The sequence below is a fragment of the Amycolatopsis sp. cg9 genome, from assembly GCF_041346945.1.
In the GTDB taxonomy this organism is placed as follows: Bacteria; Actinomycetota; Actinomycetes; order Mycobacteriales; family Pseudonocardiaceae; genus Amycolatopsis.
In genome coordinates, this window is sequence record NZ_CP166850.1 from 10,335,924 (window position 1) to 10,351,055 (window position 15,132).

At 72.4% G+C, this 15,132-nt stretch carries 14 protein-coding genes and 1 tRNA gene; 11 read left to right on the top strand and 4 right to left on the bottom strand.

Annotation, left to right across the window (positions count from 1 at the left end; genetic code table 11):
• Positions 1 to 62: 62 nt before the first annotated feature.
• Complete coding sequence (locus AB5J73_RS47095; RefSeq protein WP_370966568.1) at positions 63 to 2,090, bottom strand: cytochrome c oxidase assembly protein; 2,028 nt, start codon at positions 2,088 to 2,090, stop codon at positions 63 to 65.
• A 56-nt stretch (positions 2,091 to 2,146) separates the two neighbouring features.
• Here AB5J73_RS47095 and AB5J73_RS47100 point away from each other — a divergent pair, with 56 nt between their 5' ends.
• On the top strand, positions 2,147 to 2,785 hold the full coding sequence (locus AB5J73_RS47100) for a phosphoglycerate mutase family protein (protein ID WP_370966570.1): 639 nt from the start codon (positions 2,147 to 2,149) through the stop codon (positions 2,783 to 2,785).
• Here AB5J73_RS47100 and AB5J73_RS47105 read toward each other — a convergent pair.
• Positions 2,759 to 3,922 carry a sensor histidine kinase gene (locus AB5J73_RS47105; RefSeq protein WP_370973562.1) on the bottom strand — a complete coding sequence of 388 codons (1,164 nt, stop codon included), beginning with the start codon at positions 3,920 to 3,922 and terminating at the stop codon, positions 2,759 to 2,761. The two genes, AB5J73_RS47100 and AB5J73_RS47105, sit on opposite strands and share 27 nt — an antisense overlap.
• A gap of 377 nt (positions 3,923 to 4,299) precedes the next feature.
• Between AB5J73_RS47105 and AB5J73_RS47110 the strand changes: the two genes are divergently transcribed.
• From AB5J73_RS47110 to AB5J73_RS47120, 3 genes are read left to right on the top strand one after another with little or no spacing between them, the layout of a single operon-like run.
• The gene (locus AB5J73_RS47110; protein ID WP_370966572.1) at positions 4,300 to 5,568 is read left to right on the top strand and encodes an MFS transporter; all 1,269 of its coding nucleotides are present in this window, start codon (positions 4,300 to 4,302) and stop codon (positions 5,566 to 5,568) included.
• Positions 5,565 to 5,711, top strand: coding sequence for a hypothetical protein (locus tag AB5J73_RS47115; protein ID WP_158104371.1), 147 nt, complete (start codon positions 5,565 to 5,567; stop codon positions 5,709 to 5,711). Before AB5J73_RS47110 ends, AB5J73_RS47115 begins: the two co-directional genes overlap by 4 nt.
• Positions 5,711 to 7,072: a YcaO-like family protein gene (locus AB5J73_RS47120; protein ID WP_370966574.1), complete on the top strand. Its 1,362-nt coding sequence runs from the start codon at positions 5,711 to 5,713 to the stop codon at positions 7,070 to 7,072. Before AB5J73_RS47115 ends, AB5J73_RS47120 begins: the two co-directional genes overlap by 1 nt.
• Before the next feature lie 377 nt (positions 7,073 to 7,449).
• Here the strand turns inward: AB5J73_RS47120 and AB5J73_RS47125 are convergent, their stop codons facing one another.
• Positions 7,450 to 8,634 (bottom strand): MFS transporter, encoded by a 1,185-nt coding sequence (locus AB5J73_RS47125; RefSeq protein ID WP_370966576.1) that lies wholly within the window; start codon positions 8,632 to 8,634, stop codon positions 7,450 to 7,452.
• Positions 8,635 to 8,850: 216 nt separating this feature from the next.
• Here AB5J73_RS47125 and AB5J73_RS47130 point away from each other — a divergent pair, with 216 nt between their 5' ends.
• From AB5J73_RS47130 to AB5J73_RS47160, 7 genes are all read left to right on the top strand, one after another.
• Positions 8,851 to 9,234 carry a peptidase inhibitor family I36 protein gene (locus tag AB5J73_RS47130; protein ID WP_370966578.1) on the top strand — a complete coding sequence of 128 codons (384 nt, stop codon included), beginning with the start codon at positions 8,851 to 8,853 and terminating at the stop codon, positions 9,232 to 9,234.
• A 373-nt stretch (positions 9,235 to 9,607) separates the two neighbouring features.
• A tRNA-Arg gene (locus AB5J73_RS47135) sits at positions 9,608 to 9,684 on the top strand.
• A gap of 330 nt (positions 9,685 to 10,014) precedes the next feature.
• On the top strand, positions 10,015 to 10,299 hold the full coding sequence (locus tag AB5J73_RS47140) for a hypothetical protein (protein ID WP_370966580.1): 285 nt from the start codon (positions 10,015 to 10,017) through the stop codon (positions 10,297 to 10,299).
• 153 nt (positions 10,300 to 10,452) lie between these two features.
• Positions 10,453 to 11,070 carry a TIGR03086 family metal-binding protein gene (locus AB5J73_RS47145; RefSeq protein ID WP_370966582.1) on the top strand — a complete coding sequence of 206 codons (618 nt, stop codon included), beginning with the start codon at positions 10,453 to 10,455 and terminating at the stop codon, positions 11,068 to 11,070.
• Between the two features lie 49 nt (positions 11,071 to 11,119).
• Positions 11,120 to 11,575, top strand: a complete 456-nt coding sequence (locus AB5J73_RS47150; protein ID WP_370966584.1) for a VOC family protein — start codon at positions 11,120 to 11,122, stop codon at positions 11,573 to 11,575.
• Positions 11,576 to 11,662: 87 nt separating this feature from the next.
• Positions 11,663 to 12,256: a dihydrofolate reductase family protein gene (locus tag AB5J73_RS47155; protein WP_370966586.1), complete on the top strand. Its 594-nt coding sequence runs from the start codon at positions 11,663 to 11,665 to the stop codon at positions 12,254 to 12,256.
• Between the two features lie 184 nt (positions 12,257 to 12,440).
• Positions 12,441 to 13,979, top strand: coding sequence for an alpha-amylase family glycosyl hydrolase (locus tag AB5J73_RS47160; RefSeq protein ID WP_370966588.1), 1,539 nt, complete (start codon positions 12,441 to 12,443; stop codon positions 13,977 to 13,979).
• Between the two features lie 126 nt (positions 13,980 to 14,105).
• Here AB5J73_RS47160 and AB5J73_RS47165 read toward each other — a convergent pair whose 3' ends face one another.
• On the bottom strand, positions 14,106 to 15,059 hold the full coding sequence (locus tag AB5J73_RS47165; RefSeq protein ID WP_370966590.1) for an NAD-dependent epimerase/dehydratase family protein: 954 nt from the start codon (positions 15,057 to 15,059) through the stop codon (positions 14,106 to 14,108).
• Positions 15,060 to 15,132: the final 73 nt, after the last annotated feature.

A 15,132-nucleotide genomic window follows, 5' to 3' on the forward strand; every position in this document is an offset into this window, starting at 1 on the left:
CCGAAAGTCAGGCCGGGATCACCGGAAGCGCTGTTTTCCGGCCGCCGGACGAGCCCTCAACCTCAACTGGAACCCGAGGGTCGCTTGCCCTCGGCGAGGTTCTTCAGCATCGCGTTGTAGGCGTTCAGCTCTTCGTCCCCGGTGACCGCTTCTCGCCGGTCACGCCGCTTCGCCTCACGCTCGTCCTGACGCGCCCACTGCACCAGCAGCGCGATCAGCACGAGCAGCACCGGGACCTCGCCGGCGGCCCAGGCGATGCCGCCGCCGAGCCGCTGGTCGGTGAGCAGGTCCGAGACCCACGGCAGGTGCAGCTGGCTGTAGAACGCCTGCCCGATGACGGTCTGCTTGCTCATCAGGATCACGCCGAAGAACGCGTGGAACGGCATCGCGGCGAACATCATGCCGAGCCGCCCGAGGTACGGGATCCGCCGCGGCGCCGGGTCGACGCCGATCACCGGCCAGTAGAAGACGTAGCCCGCCAGCAGGAAGTGCCCGTTCATCACCAGGTGCGCCCAGTGGTAGTTCAGCGCGTTGTCGAACAGGCCCGAGAAGTACAGGGCGTAGAACGAGCCGACGAAGAGCAGCAGCGCGACCACCGGGTGGGTCAGGAACCGCGACACCGGGGAGTGCACGAAGGCGACGAGCCACTCGCGCGGCCCCGGCGGGTTCTCCTTGCCCGCGGCGGGCAGCGCGCGCAGGGCGAGCGTCACCGGGCCGCCGAGCACGAACAGCACCGGCGCCACCATCGACAGCAGCATGTGGTTGCCCATGTGGACGCTGAACATCGCGGGCGCGTACCGGCCGATGCCGGACGACGTCGCGATGAGCAGCACCACGCAGCCGCAGATCCAGGCGACCGTGCGGCCGACCGGCCAGGTGTCGCCCCGGCGCAGCAGCCGCCGGACGCCCGCCAGGTAGAGCCCGCCCATGACGAGTGCGAGGACGCCGTAGACCAGGTCGAAGCGGGTGTCGAAGAGGAGCCGCCACAGCGTGGGCGGGCCGTCGAGGTCGTAGCCGATCAGCAGTTCGGTGGTGGACGGCTGGGTGACCGCGTCCGCCGGTGGCGGCGTCCGCGCGAGCCCGGACGCGATCCCGATCGTGACGAACATGATCACGATCTCGACCGCGGCCAGCCGCAGCAGCTGCCCGCCGCCCTTGCCGTCCACGAGGTCGGCGACGCCCTTCTGGCGTTGCTGGTGGCCGAAGACCCCGAGCAGCAGCAGCGCGACCGTCTTGGCGACGACCAGCAGGCCGTAGTCGGTGGTGAAGAGGTCGTTCAGGCCGATCCGGACCAGCGCGTTGACCACGCCGGAGAGCAGCATCACGATCCAGCAGACCAGCGCCAGCCGCGAGAACCGCCGCGCCGCCAGGCTCAGGTGGCTCCCGCGCCGGTAGCCCAGCGCCAGCAGCGCGATCAGCCCGCCGACCCACAGCGCCGCGGCGACCAGGTGGAAGAGCAGGCTGTTGGTGGCGACGTCGTGCGAGCCGCCGCTGGCGGAGTGGCCGGTGACCGCGACCGGGACCAGGCCGACGACGGCGAGCCCGAACAGCACCGCCGTCCAGCCCCAGGTGAGCGCGAGCCGGCAGCCGAGCGCGACGAGGACCGCGACCAGCGCCGTCCACAGCCAGGCCTTCGGCTGCTCGATGGCGCCGACGAGGTCGAGCAGCGTCTGCGGGTCCAGGATGTCGCCGAACGGCTTCCCGGCGGTGTCGGCGGCGGTGAAGGCGACCGACAGCAGCGCCGCGGCGAACCACACCCAGGCGGCGATCCCGGCGGCGCGCAGTGCGCCGTAGCCCTCGGGGCCGAGCGTGCCCGACTGCTGCGGCGGCACCAGGAACGCGGCCAGCAGCAGCGACCCGACGCAGATCACCGACGCGGCCTCGGACAGCACGCGCACGACGGTGACGCCGTACTGCGTGACCAGGCCGGGATCGGGCAGGCCGGCGATGACGTAGCCGGCCCCGCCGGTGAGGGCGATCAGCCCGACCGCGACGACGGCGGCCAGCAGCACGCCGACCGAGAGCAGGGGCAGCACACTCGCCCGGCGCTGCGTGGGGACGTCGGGTTCCTTCACGGACTGCTCGGACACGCCCCTGAGGGTATGCCCAGCCCCGGTCAGGCCCGTGTGACGGGCAGGATGGGAGCGTGAAGATGATCCTCCTGCGGCACGCCGAGTCGCTCGGCAACGTCGACGAGCTCGCCTACACGCGGATCCCCGACCACGCCCTGCCGCTGACGGAAAAGGGCGAGCGGGAAGCGCTCGCGGCCGGGCCGGAGATCGCCCGGCTGCTCGGCGGCGAGCGGCCCGCGGTGTACGTCAGCCCGTACCTGCGCACCCGGGAAACGTTGCGGTTGCTGGACATCGAGGCGTCCTGCGAGCGGCTGCTGCAGGAGCCGCGGCTGCGCGAGCAGGACTGGGGCAACCTGCAGGACCCGGCCGACCAGGAGGTCCAGAAGGCGCGGCGCAACGAGTTCGGGCACTTCTTCTACCGGCTGCCGTTCGGCGAGTCGGGCGCGGACGTCGACGACCGCGTCGCGGCGTTCCTCTCGGACCTGCGCCTGCGCGACGAACGTCACCCGGAGACGGTCCTGATCGTCTCCCACGGGCTCACGCTGCGGCTGCTGTGCCGCCGCCTCTTCGGCTGGAGCATCGAGCTGTTCGAGTCGCTGTCCAACCCGGGGACGTGCGAGTACCGCGTCCTCGAGGAGCAGGACGGCAAGTGGTCGCTGGACCGCCCGTTCGCCCAGTGGCGGGACTCACCCGACGGGGAAACGCAGCTGTAGCGGCGCGGTCAGCACGACGCGGGTGCCCTGCCCGGGCGCCGAATCGATGCGCGCGGCGCCGCCGATCTCGGCCAGGCGCGCGTGGATGGAGTTGTCGATGCCGAACCCGGCGCGGCGCGCGGCGGGGTCGAAGCCCGTCCCGTGGTCGCGCACAGACACCGTGACGACGCCTTCGCGCTCTTCGAGGCAGACGACGGCTCGGGGAGTTTTCGCGTGCTTCAGCGTGTTTCGCAGCGCTTCGCGGGTTGCGTCGTGCAGCGCGTTGACGACGGCTTCGGGTACGTCGGCGGGCTTCGCGAGCACGACGAGGTCGACGCGCAGGCCGTCCGCCGTCATCTCGACCGCCAGCGCGCCGAGGCGGTGTTCGAGCCCGCCCGGCTCGGCGGGCGCGTCGCCGTCGAGGCTCAGCCGCAGGCGCAGCGCGTGCGCGCGGGCGGTGCGCCGGACCTCGTCGAGGCTGCCGATCGGGTCGAGGGCGTCCCGGGGTGCCGGCAGGGCGAGGGATTCCATCACCTGCAGCACGGTGTCGTGGACGTCCCGGCGGTGCCGCTCGCGTTCGGCGGCCCGGCCACGCTGCTCCCCGAGCCGGTGCGCGAACCGCATCGACCCGGCGACCAGGAGCACGATCGCCAGTGCCGTCACCACGGCCGCGAGCAGGGCGAGCAGGATCCACGTCGCCGGCGCGGACGTGCCCGAGACCGCGGCCGTGCCGTACCGCAGGAGCACGGCACCGGCGATCGCCGCCGCGCCGGCCGGCGCGCCGCGCAGCAGGGTCCAGACCATGACCGTGCCCATGATGTTCGGCCAGGTCAGCGCCAGCAGGCCGGGCGCGAACGCCGCCGCGGCGAGGCTGGTGACGAGCGTGTACGCGGTGTCGGCGACCAGCACCGGCCGGATCCCGGTGGCGCGGCGGAAGACCCAGGCCACCTCGATGAGGTTCGGCACCAGGAAGAACGCGACGGCGAGCCAGAGCACCGGCGCGGTGCGGCCGCCGTCGGCCCACAGCGCCTGGAGGAACAACGCCAGCCGGAACACTACCGGCACCAGCACGAGCCGCGGCACCACGCCCTGGACCAGCGAAAGCGCACCCCATCGACCGCTCCCGCCGGCGAGCGCCCCCGCTCCGCCGAGCAGCACAACCCTCACGACGTCCTCCCCGGATCAAGGCCCCTACCCTGATCAGCCGACCTGAAATCGAAGCGTCGTCGCATTCATTTCAGTTTACCGACAGGGTCAGCTTGCCCCCACCGGTTCGGGACTGTCAACGGGTGCCGCCCGACCAGCGGGCAATCGAGGAGAGGAGCGATCTCCATGCCGGGAGCCATGATTTATCCATGAGTCCGGGGGTGCGCCTCCCAGCTGAGACCCAGCGGAAGGCACCCGGCTCGATGGGAGAACCACACCCGAGGTTCTCCCGCAGGAGCCCCGGGAACGCCATCCCCGCTGCGATCCAGACGGAACGGCAACCCGGCTCGGGACGGGAAACCAGTGGAACGGGGAAAGGGGGCCGGCGGGTGACGCACACGATGACGTCCCGCCGGAGCCCCCTGAACCTGCCGCCGGTGTTCTGGTGGATCTGGATCAGCCTCCTGGTCAACTGGGCCGGCGCGTTCACCCGGCCCGTGCTCGCGCTGTCGCTGACGGCCGGGCACGGGTACCCGGTGTCCTACGCCGGGTTCGTCATCGCCCTGATCGGGCTGGGTGGCGTACTCGGCACCGTGGCCGGCGGCGTGCTCGCCGACCGGCTGGGCCGACGGCCGACCCTCGTGCTGGCGCACGTCGTCACCGCGGTGGCCATGGTCGCGCTGGGCACCGCGAGCGGCCGCTGGCAGCTCGAAGCGGCGGCCTTCGCCGTCGGTGCCGGCTCCGTGGCGGCCCGGCCGGCGATGAACGCCGCGCTCGCCGACGTCGTGCCGGCGGCCGACCGGCCGAGGGCCTTTTCGCTGAACTACTGGGCGGTCAACGTCGGCGTCGCCGTGTCCGCCGCGCTCACCGGCGTGGTGGTGGGCTTCGGCTACCCGGCGGTGTTCGTCGCCGACGCCGCCGCGACCGCGTTGTGCGCGCTCGTCGTGCTGCTGAAGGTGCCCGAAACCCGGCCGCCGAGCACGCCGCGAGCCCACGTCGCCCGGCCGCCGCTGCGGTTCGACCGGCGGTTCGCCGTCTTCTTGCTCGCCACCCTCGCGATCGCCTCGGTCTACGAACAAAGCGCCACGACGCTGCCGATCGTCATGGTCGGCGCCGGGCTCACCGCCGGGGCGTTCGGCCTCGTGCAGGCCCTGAACGGGCTGCTCATCGCGTTCCTGCAGCTCCCGCTGACCCGGTGGGCGCGGCGGCACCGGCGACGGCCGGTCCTGGTGGCGAGCGCCTTGCTGATCGGGTGGGGCTTCGGGCTCAACCTGTTCGCCGGAGGACTGCTCGGCTACGCCGTCATCGCCCTGGTCTGGACGGTCGGGGAGATCCTGCAGATGCCCGTCGGCAGCTCCGTGGCGGCCGACCGGGCACCCGGCACGCAGCGCGGCCGGTACGCGGCCCTCTACACCGGCGCGTGGTCGGCGGCGGCGCTGCTCGGGCCCGCCGGCGGCGGCTGGCTGCTCGATCGCGGTGGCCCCGCGGCCGTCTGGCTGGCCTGCGCCGGGCTCGGTGCGCTGGCCGCCGCGGGGTTCGCGTTCGGTACCAAGCTTCCGCGCGAGGTGGGCGCCTCGGACGCGCGGAACGGGGAGCACTCCCCGGAACCCGCCACCGCAACCGGTGGTGGGCCGTCGATGGAAAGGGTAGCACCATGAAGCAGGAGCAGTTCTCCGTCGAGACCGCCCCGGAAGCCCTGGTCGTCAACACCTGCGTGGCCGCGAGCCTCGTCGTGAACACGTGCGTGGCCGCGAGCCTCACGGTCAACACGTGCGTCGCGGCGTACCTCCCGGAGCGCTGATGACCGCTGTGCACGAAGGGCTGCCCGGCCGGAGCGGCGCGCGCCGCTCCGCGCCGGGCCCCGGCCCCATCGTCACCGGGCTGCGATCCTTCGCCGGCCTGCCCGGCACCCCGGCGGCCCTGCACCTGGCGGTGGCCGACATCCGCGACGTCCGGGCGGACCTGCCGTGGCAGGGCGACCTGCAGGGCTTCGGCACGTCGTGGGACGACCCCGGCCCGGCGCGCGTCTCCGCCCGGGGCGAGGCGGTGGAACGGTACTGCGGGACCTGGCCGCCACGGGACCTCGTCCACAGCAGCCACGACGACCTCGTCGCGCGCGGGCTGACGGCGCTGGCCCCTTCGCGCCTGGCCCTGTACTCGCCCGGCCAGTACGCCACCCCCGGGTTCCCCTTCACGCCGTTCCTCCGCTCGTCGCCGGTCCACTGGGTGCGCGCCACCTCCCTCGGCGGCGGCGACGTCCACGTCCCGGCGTTCCTGGTCCACACCGGCTGGCCGCACGTGCCGAAGGCGGCCGGGGAACCCCTCCACGCGTTCCCGGCGATCGGCGGCACGGCCGCCGGCGAAACCCTCGAAGCCGCGATCCGGTCCGGGTTGCAGGAAATCGTCGAACACGACGCCTCGGCGGTCTGGTGGCTCAACGGCGCGCCCCAGCCCACCCTGGCCCCGACCCCGCGCCTGGCCGCGCTCGCCGGCGCGGACGAGGTCCGCTTCTGGTCGATCGCGAACGCGTTCGGCGTGCCGGTGATCGCGGCGGCAGTCCGGTCACCCGAGGGCTGGCTGACGGTCGGCACGGCGATGCGGCCCGACCCCGAGCAGGCGGCGCTGAAGGCACTGGCGGAGGCGTACACGCTGCAGATCACCTGCCGCACGCTCGACGACCGGAACGCGGTGTCGGCGATCATCGCGGGCTACGGCGACCGCCCGGCCCCGCTGAGGCCGTGGCGGGCGGCGCGGGACTACGTCGACCACTACGGCCCGGCGGACCTGGTGGAGCTGCTGTGCCACCAGCAGTTCCACCTGGATCCCCGAGCCGGCGACGCCGCACTGGCCTGGGCCGCGGCCGCTCCCCCGGCCGACTGGGCGGCGATCCCACGACCGGCGGACGACTCCCTGGACGCCCTGCACGCACGCGTCGCGGCGGCGGGCCACGAGGTCCTGTACGTCGACCTGACGACCCCGGAGGCGGCCGAGGACGGCGTGCACGTGGTCCGGGTCCTGGTCCCGGGCACGATCGGCACGGCCCCGGCCGCGTACCCCCCGCTGGGCCTGCGACGGGCCCAGGACCTGGGGGCGCGGCTGGGGTGGCACCCGGAGCCGCTCGGCGAGGAGGAGCTCAACCGCGACCCGATGCCGCACGGGTGAGGTCCGGTGCTCGGCCCGCCCGGGTGCTCGGCCCGCGCGTGCCGGCCCGCCCGGGTGCTCGGCCCGCGCCGGTGCTCGGCCCGCCCGGGTGCTCGGCCCACGCCGATGCTCGGCGCGGTGGGAGCTCCGGAACGCCGCCGGGCCGGATCTCGACCCGGCCCACGGTCGCACTCGCAACGCCGCCAGCCGAACCATGCCCCGGCCCAGGCTGAAACCACCCCGGCCCACCCGAGACACGGCCGAGCCGAACCTCAACCCGGCTCCGGTGAAGGCCACTCGGCGCACCCGCCGTGGCATCCGGAACGCCGCCGGACCCCGCCCCGGCCCACCCGCCGTCGCGCGGCGGCGCCAGTGGACCAGAACCGCGCGGCCGAAGCTCACCCCACCGCCGCCTCCCGCGCTTCCTCGCGGCGCCGCGACCGCCGGGCCGCGACCGCCGCGGGCAGGATCAACGCCGCGACCAGCGCGACGAACACGAACGCCGCGCCGTAGCCGATCGCCTGCGCGATGCCCCCGATGATCGGCGGGCCGGCGAGGAACCCGGTGTACGCGATGGCCGACACGAAGCCGATCTCGCGTTCGCCGCCGGTGCCGTCGCCGCGCTTGCCGGCGTCGCCGGCGAGGCTCAACGCGAGCGGGAACGAGGCCGCGAGACCCGCTCCGGCCAGCGCGAAGCCGGTGTAAGCGACCGCCGCGGCCGGGATCGTGGCCGTCGCGAGGAAGCCGGCCGTGGCCAGTGCGGCGCCCGCGACCAGGCAGCGGGTCGGCCCGAATCGCCGTTGCACCCACGGGCCCGCCAGCCTGGCCAGCGCCATGACCAGCTGGAACCCGGCGAACGCCAGTGCCGCCGCCCCCTGGCCCGCGCCGCGTTCCGCCGTCATCAGCAGGGCGGACCAGTCCGCGGCCGCACCCTCGGCGACGGCCGAGCACAGCGCGACCGCGGCGAGCAGCCACAGCACCGGGCGGCGGATCGGCGCCCGGCGGCCGGTGACCACGGCGGGCGCGCCCGTGTGCTCGGGGTGGATGCCCGGGACCGCGCGGACCACGAGCAGCAGCACCACGAGCGCGACGACGGCCGCCGTGGTGAGGTGGCGCGCCGGTGACCAGCCGTGCCCGGCGGCGAGGCCGGCGGCCAGCGAACCGGCGAGGGCGCCGACGCTGAACCCCGCGTGGAACACCGGCATGACCGGCCGCCGCGTGCGGCGTTCGACGGCCACCGCGGCGACGTTCATCGCGACGTCGAGCATCCCGACGCTCGCGCCGACCACGAACAGCGCCCCGGCCAGCAGCGGCACGCCCGGCGCGAACCCGATCAGCACCAGCGCGACGGCGGCCAGCCCCGTGCTCCCGGCCACGACACCCCGGGCGCCGAAGCGTTCGACGACCCGCCCGGCGACCGAGGCGGCCGCGAGCATGCCGACGCTGGCGCCGAGCAGCGCGAGCCCGAAAACGCCGGGTGACGCGTGCACCTGGGCGGCCAGCGCGGGCGTCCGCGTCGCCCACGAGCCGATCGCCAGGCCGTTGAGGGCGAACACGGTGAACACCGCGATCCGATCCCGCATGGTCCCCCTTCCGCGGCCCCAGCTTGACACAGCGCGCGATAACACCGGAACGTCCCGGCCGCAAGACCCGGTCGCGGCCATGTGGACAACTGCTTCCGCTTCCCCGAGTTGTCCACAGAATCGAAATCGCGGGCTGACAACCGTTCCCCGGCGAGCCAATCTGGAATCACACGTTCACCGCGGCCACCGGGCCGCGACTCCAGAGGGGAATCCACCATGTCTTCAGGCCGTCTCCGTTCCCGGCTGCCGCAGGTGCTGGTCCTGGCCGTGCTCGGGCTGCTGACCAGCGCCGGAGCAGCTCAGGCCGCTTCGCCGCCGCCCGATCCGGCGTGCCAGAAGGGCGAGTTCTGCCTGTGGTCGGCGGACGCCTACGGCGGCGAGTCCGAGCGATTCGACCTGCGCACCGCGAATCCGGGGGAATGCATTCCGCTGCCCGAAGGATTCGCGGGATCGTCGTTCGCGAATCTGATGAGCCGTGACGTCACCGTCTACCAGGACGAGGAATGCTCGACCGAGGGCGATTTCACCACCTACCCGGGTGGCGGCACGTTCGTGCCGAACGCGCCCTTCCTCGTCCGCGCGGTCCAGATCTGGGAATGACCCCGACCCGGGCCCGAGCCCGCCGCCCGCTCCAAGGGGGAGCCGGCTCGCGGCGGCGGCCGGGCCCGACCGGGGCCGCTCCCCCGACAGCGGCCCCACCCCGTGGGCGCGCCTCTGCGGCGTGGCGCGCCCACGGGGCCTCCCGGCGGCGGACGTGGAGCGAGAGCCTTCCGGACGCCGCCGGGCCGGACAGGTCCAGACACCTCACCCGGACGGGTCGGATCGCGGGCGGTGACGGTGTCGCCACCGAGGTCCGGAATTACGTCGAACGAGACCTGAAACGATTCGCCGGTGTCGAACGATCGAGAGGATGGCGACGACTAAGCTGCCGGTGCCGGGCGACCGGCACGATCGGCAGCAGCCGTCGGCGCGGGCCCTCGTAGCTCAGCTGGATAGAGCAAGAGCCTTCTAATCTCTAGGTCGCAGGTTCGAGTCCTGCCGGGGGCGCCACCAGGGAAGACGTCGTGCGCGGCTGCGCACGACGTGCCCTGGCCACGTGATCGGCCCCACACCGGACCACCTTCCCGTACCCGGTGTGCTCCCACTGTGGACGGTGGCGGCCCGCATTCCCCCGCAGCGCGCGAAGGTCCGGACGACGCACCGTGCGAGCGGCCAGGTGGCCCAATGGAGCCGGGCCGAGTTCCAGTCGAGACAACCTTGTTACCCAGGCGGCGAACCCGGCCGTCGTGCTCGCGCGCGACCGAACGGTCACACCGAGCTATGAACCGCGTCAACCCGACACGCCGGCCCGATCCGGCACACCCAGTGGAGGACACCATCGTGGCGGACCACGGATCCACCCCGCGGCACCGGCGCCGGCGCGAAAACGGTGCCGCGCGCACCGTCTTCGACGAAGCACGGCGAGCCGGCCTGGTGCAGCGGCACCTGAGGAAGCTGCACCACTTGGCCTTCCGCGCGGCCGCGGAGCAATCCGGTACCGGACCACCGCCGGACGTGGTCACGTCCGGGGGCGCCGCACTGTCCAGTTCGGATCCCAGCGCAGGCGTGCCGGCGTGGCCCGCCGACGGGCGGCAGGAGCCGCACCCCACGGCGGAGGCCGCTTGACCGTCACTTGCGGACACCGGCCCGTTCCCCGGTACCCCAAGCACTTCACGACAAGCCGCTGACCACGGCAAAGACGAATTTCGCACGCAACAAGATGATCGTTTGCGTGATCTTGTCCCAGATTGGAGGAAAGCCAGCGACGAGAGGACGGACATGGATCTGCCCACACTGCTCGAGCGCGCTTTCCGGACGACGGTGGGGGCCGTGGCCGCCATCGAACCGGTGGCCTGGGACGGGCGGAGCCCGTGCCACCGGTGGTCCGTGCGCCAGGTCGGCAACCACATGCTCGGCATGGTCGGCTTGGCGACGCAGGCCGCGACCGGGCCGGCGCTCGACCCCGCGGACTCGCAGCCGGACCGGCTGGAGCACCTGGCGCACACCGAACGGCTCGGCGCGGACCCCGCGGCCGCCGTTCGCGCTCTCGGGGACCGGTGCGTCGCCGCCTTCTCCGAGCCCGGGATCCTCGAACGGGTCACCCCCGGCAAGGGCGGCGCGGACACGCCGGGTTCGGTGCACGCCTTGATGTGCCTCAACGAGGTGCTCACCCACGGCTGGGACCTGGCGAGCGGCGGCGGGGTGGCCTACGAGCCCGACGCCGAGGTGGTCGCCGCGGCGCAGAAGTTCGCCGCCGTGCTCGTCGGGCCCGAAGCGCGGGCGCTCGGGATGTTCGGGCCGCCCGTGGAAGTCGGCCCGGAGGCGGACCTGCTGACCGCGCACCTGGGTCACGTGGGCCGGCGGGCGCCCTGGCCGGGAGCGCGGGCGGCCGCGTAGCTTTCGCGTCGCACGTCTGGATCGTCCGAAGAAACGAGGGAAATCGGCCATGAGCGGTGCGACCGGAGGCGGGGTGCGGCGGTTCGAGCACGTCGGCGTGATCGTCGAGGACCTCGAAGCGGTGACGGCTTTCTTCGCCGACCTCGGCTTCGAAGTCGCTCCGCCGATGCGGATCGAAGACGAGTGGGTCGACCGGATCCTCGGGCTCGAAGGCGTGCACGCGGAAATGGTGATGGTGAACGCGCCGGACGGCAGCGGGAAGCTCGAACTGACCAAGTTCCACCACCCGGTCGACCCGGCGGCTCCGCAGGCGACGGCGCCGAACCGGTTGGGGTTCCGGCACATCGCGTACATCGTCGAGGACCTCGACAGCACGATCGAGCTAATTCGGGCGAAAGGACTGGACACCGTCGGGGAAATCGTCAACTACGAAAACATCTTCCGGATGTGCTACGTCCGCGGACCCGAAGGTCTCATCGTCGAACTCGCCGAGGAGAGCAACTAGGAAGATGCGGGGTGCCGCCCGGTCGATAGCATCGCCAACGGGCGCGGGAATGTCCCGCGCTGCCGATGAAATCAAGGAGCGAATCCAATGGCCCGAGTTGTCGTACACGCTGTGGTTTCGCTGGACGGCTACATCGCCTACCCCGATGACACGGTCGGGCCGCTGTTCGACTGGTACAGCAACGGCGACACGACGATCCGCGCGAACGACGAATGGTCGTTCAACGTCAGCCAGGCGTCCGCGGACTACGTGCAGCCCTTCTGGGACGCCATCAAGGTCACGGTGATCGGCCGGCACCTCTTCGACACCTTCGACGGCTGGGGCGGCAAGCCCGCCTCCGCGGACGAGCTCGTCGTCATCACCCACCGGCCGCTGCCGGACGAGTGGCTGGCCCGGTTCCCCGACGCGCCGTTCCACACGGCCGACTCGATCGAGACCGGGATCGCGCTCGCCAAGAAGCTCGCCGGTGACGGCCTGGTCTGCGTGGCCGCGGGTGACGTCGCCGGGCAGGCGTTCTCGGCCGGGCTCGTGGACGAGGTCGCGCTGGACGTCGCGCCGGTCGTCTTCGGCGAAGGCAAGCGGTACTTCGGCAGCCACTCCGGGACCGTCAAGCTCGAGGACCCGGACGTCGTCATCCAGGGCGACCGGGTGCTGCACCTGCACTACAACGTCCAGCGCTGACCGATCCGGCGCCGGGCTCCGGATCGCGGCCGGCCGCCGGGGAAAACGTTTACCAGATCGCCGGGAGCACGACCGCTCTCGGCGATCTGCGTGCCTCGAGACCGTCTCGGGTCCGTCTCGCGCGCGCGTCTTCCCGCACGTTCGGATACGCGAGCCGACCGGCGGTTCTTGTAGCTTGGCAAGCATGGCTGACTGGTTGGCGGATGCGGTCCTATACCAGATCTATCCGCAGAGCTTCGCGGACTCGAACGGGGACGGGATCGGCGATCTCGGGGGCGTCGAGTCCAAATTGGACTACCTGGCGTGGCTGGGTGTCAACACGGTCTGGCTGAACCCGTGCTTCGCCTCCCCCATGTTCGACGCGGGGTACGACATCGCGGACTACTACCGCGTCGACCCGCGGTACGGCAGCAACGACGACCTGCTGAAGCTCGTCGATTCGGCGGGCAGGCACGGGATCCGGGTGCTGCTCGACTTCGTTCCCGGGCACACCTCCAACGAGCACCCGTGGTTCGTCCACTCGGCGAACGACCCGGACGACCACCGGTACATCTGGGCCGCCGAGCAGGGACCGAACTTCCAGCCGTCGCCGGGTAGCCGGGAGGGCTTCTACCTGCCGAACTACTTCCCCGTGCAGCCCGCGCTGAACTTCGGGTACGGGCGGGAAAACGAAGCCGAGCCGTGGCGCCAGCCGGTGGACGCCGAGGGGCCGCGGGCGAACCGCCAGGCCCTGCGGGACATCATGGACTTCTGGATGGGCTACGGCATCGCGGGGTTCCGGGTCGACATGGCGCCGTTCCTGATCAAGGACGACCCCGGCCTGGTGGAGACGTCGAAGCTGTGGCGTGACGTGCGCGCGTGGATCGACCGCGCGCACCCCGGCACGGTGCTGCTGTCGGAGTGGAACGACCCGAAGCTGGCCGTCCCGGCCGGGTTCGACGCGGATTTCTTCATGCACTACGGGGAAAGCCGCGCGTTCCGTTCGCTGTTCCACAACCGCGCGGTCTACGACATGACCTGGGAAGACCCGCGGCCGGCCTACTTCGACGCGGCGGGGCAGGGCTCGATCGACGTGTTCCTCGCCGAATGGGCGACGACGGCGGCGTCGATCGGCGACCGCGGGCACGTCATCCTGCCCACCGCCAACCACGACTGGCCGCGGCTGGTGGCCGGTTCGCGCACGGCCCGGCACGCACGCAGCGCGCTGGTGTTCCTGCTGACCTGGCCGACGCTGCCGGCGATCTACTACGGCGACGAGATCGGCACGCAGTACCAGCCCGGCCTGCCCGACCACGAAGGCAGCCTGCTGCAGGTCTTCGAAGACGGCTTCAACCGGGCGGGCTCGCGCACGCCGATGCAGTGGGACGCGGCCGATCCGGACGTCACCTACCTGCCCGCGAACCCGTCGCCGACGCGGCCGGACGTGGCCTCCCAGCGCAGCGACCCGGAGTCGAACCTGAACCTCGTCCGCGAGCTGATCGCGCTGCGCAAGGCCAACCCGGCGCTGGGCGCCCGCGGGGACGTCTCGATCGTGCGGGCCGGGTACCCGTTCGTCTACCGCCGGGGCGAGTTCACCGTGGTGGTCAACCCGGCGCTGCGCGCGGCGACCGTGAACGTCACCGCGCCCGGCGAGCTGGTGCTCGGCCAGGGCACGAGCTACGACGCCGCCGGGCTGCACGTCGAGGGCTACGGCTACGGGATCTACCGGGCCGCCCGAGGCTGACGAACCACCGCGGACGAACGATCCCGGCCGGTCACCGCGACCCGGCCGGGATTTTCGTGCGTGCGCCCGCGCCGCGCAAAAGAGCCCCGGGTGGCGCGTACCCGGGGCTCTCTCAGGACCGGCTGGTCAGCGTTCGTGCGTCTTCAGCCAGGCGACGTAGTCCTGGACCGTGCGCGCGGAGTCGTACTCCGGCTCGAAGCCGGTGTCCTCGCGCAGGCGGGTGATGTCGAGGTAGTTCGGCGACGGGCGCTCCGGGCTGCGGCCGGGCGGGAGCGTGATGTTCGCGCCCGGGACGGCCTTGTTGATCTCGTCGACGACCTCGGCGTAGGGCACCAGGCGGCCGCTCGAAACGTTGTACGTGTTGTGGTTCAGGTGCTTCGCCGTCATGAGCAGGGCGATCGCGCGGCCGCAGTCCTTGACGTAGCAGAGGTCCGTGGCGTCCTCGGCGAAGGCGTCCGGGCGGGGCGGGGTCAGGTCCGCGTCCTCGCCCAGCACGGCCGAGCTGAGCAGGCGGGGCAGCGCGAAGAACGGCGAGTCCGGCAGGCTCAGCGGCCCCCAGATCGTGCCGATGCGCAGGTTGACGAGCTCGAAGCCGCCGGCGGCCGCGGCCGCGATGGAGAACAGCTCGGCCGTCTTCTTGAACTGGAGGATCTGAGGCAGGGGCAGCACCGGGAGGGCCGCGTCCTCGCGCCACGGGGCCGAGTCGTCGACGCCGACGTACACGCCGATCGAGCTGGCGACCGAGAAGCGGCGGACACCCCACACCGACGCCGCCTTGAGGGCGTTCAGCAGGCCGAGGCTCTCGACGCGGAGGTACTCCACCGGGTCGGGGGTGGCGAAGTAGCTCGCCGCGAGGTGCACGATGCCGGTGATCTCGTGGCGCTTGCCGATGTCCAGGAAGGCCTGCTCGTCCGTGGTGTCCAGCGGCTCGACGACGACCCGGCCTTCGGCCTCGTTCGCGAGGTACTCCGGCAGCTCGGTGGACCGGTGCGAGGTGAGCACGACGGATTCGCCCAGGTCGAGCAGCGCCCGTGCGGTGTGCGACCCGATGGAACCCAGGCCGCCGGTAACGAGTATCATTGTCATCCTTTCGCGCTTTTCCGACGATGATCGCGCTCGTCTTTGCCGACAGTCATCCTGCCCTACCCCACCG

Coding starts and splice junctions, on each gene's coding strand:
- AB5J73_RS47155 (WP_370966586.1), top strand. CDS start 11,663: ATGGCCCGAGTTGTCGTACACGCTGTGGTTTCGCTGGACGGCTACATC.
- AB5J73_RS47115 (WP_158104371.1), top strand. CDS start 5,565: ATGAAGCAGGAGCAGTTCTCCGTCGAGACCGCCCCGGAAGCCCTGGTC.
- AB5J73_RS47165 (WP_370966590.1), bottom strand. CDS start 15,059: ATGATACTCGTTACCGGCGGCCTGGGTTCCATCGGGTCGCACACCGCA.
- AB5J73_RS47150 (WP_370966584.1), top strand. CDS start 11,120: ATGAGCGGTGCGACCGGAGGCGGGGTGCGGCGGTTCGAGCACGTCGGC.
- AB5J73_RS47160 (WP_370966588.1), top strand. CDS start 12,441: ATGGCTGACTGGTTGGCGGATGCGGTCCTATACCAGATCTATCCGCAG.
- AB5J73_RS47145 (WP_370966582.1), top strand. CDS start 10,453: ATGGATCTGCCCACACTGCTCGAGCGCGCTTTCCGGACGACGGTGGGG.
- AB5J73_RS47125 (WP_370966576.1), bottom strand. CDS start 8,634: ATGCGGGATCGGATCGCGGTGTTCACCGTGTTCGCCCTCAACGGCCTG.
- AB5J73_RS47130 (WP_370966578.1), top strand. CDS start 8,851: ATGTCTTCAGGCCGTCTCCGTTCCCGGCTGCCGCAGGTGCTGGTCCTG.
- AB5J73_RS47120 (WP_370966574.1), top strand. CDS start 5,711: ATGACCGCTGTGCACGAAGGGCTGCCCGGCCGGAGCGGCGCGCGCCGC.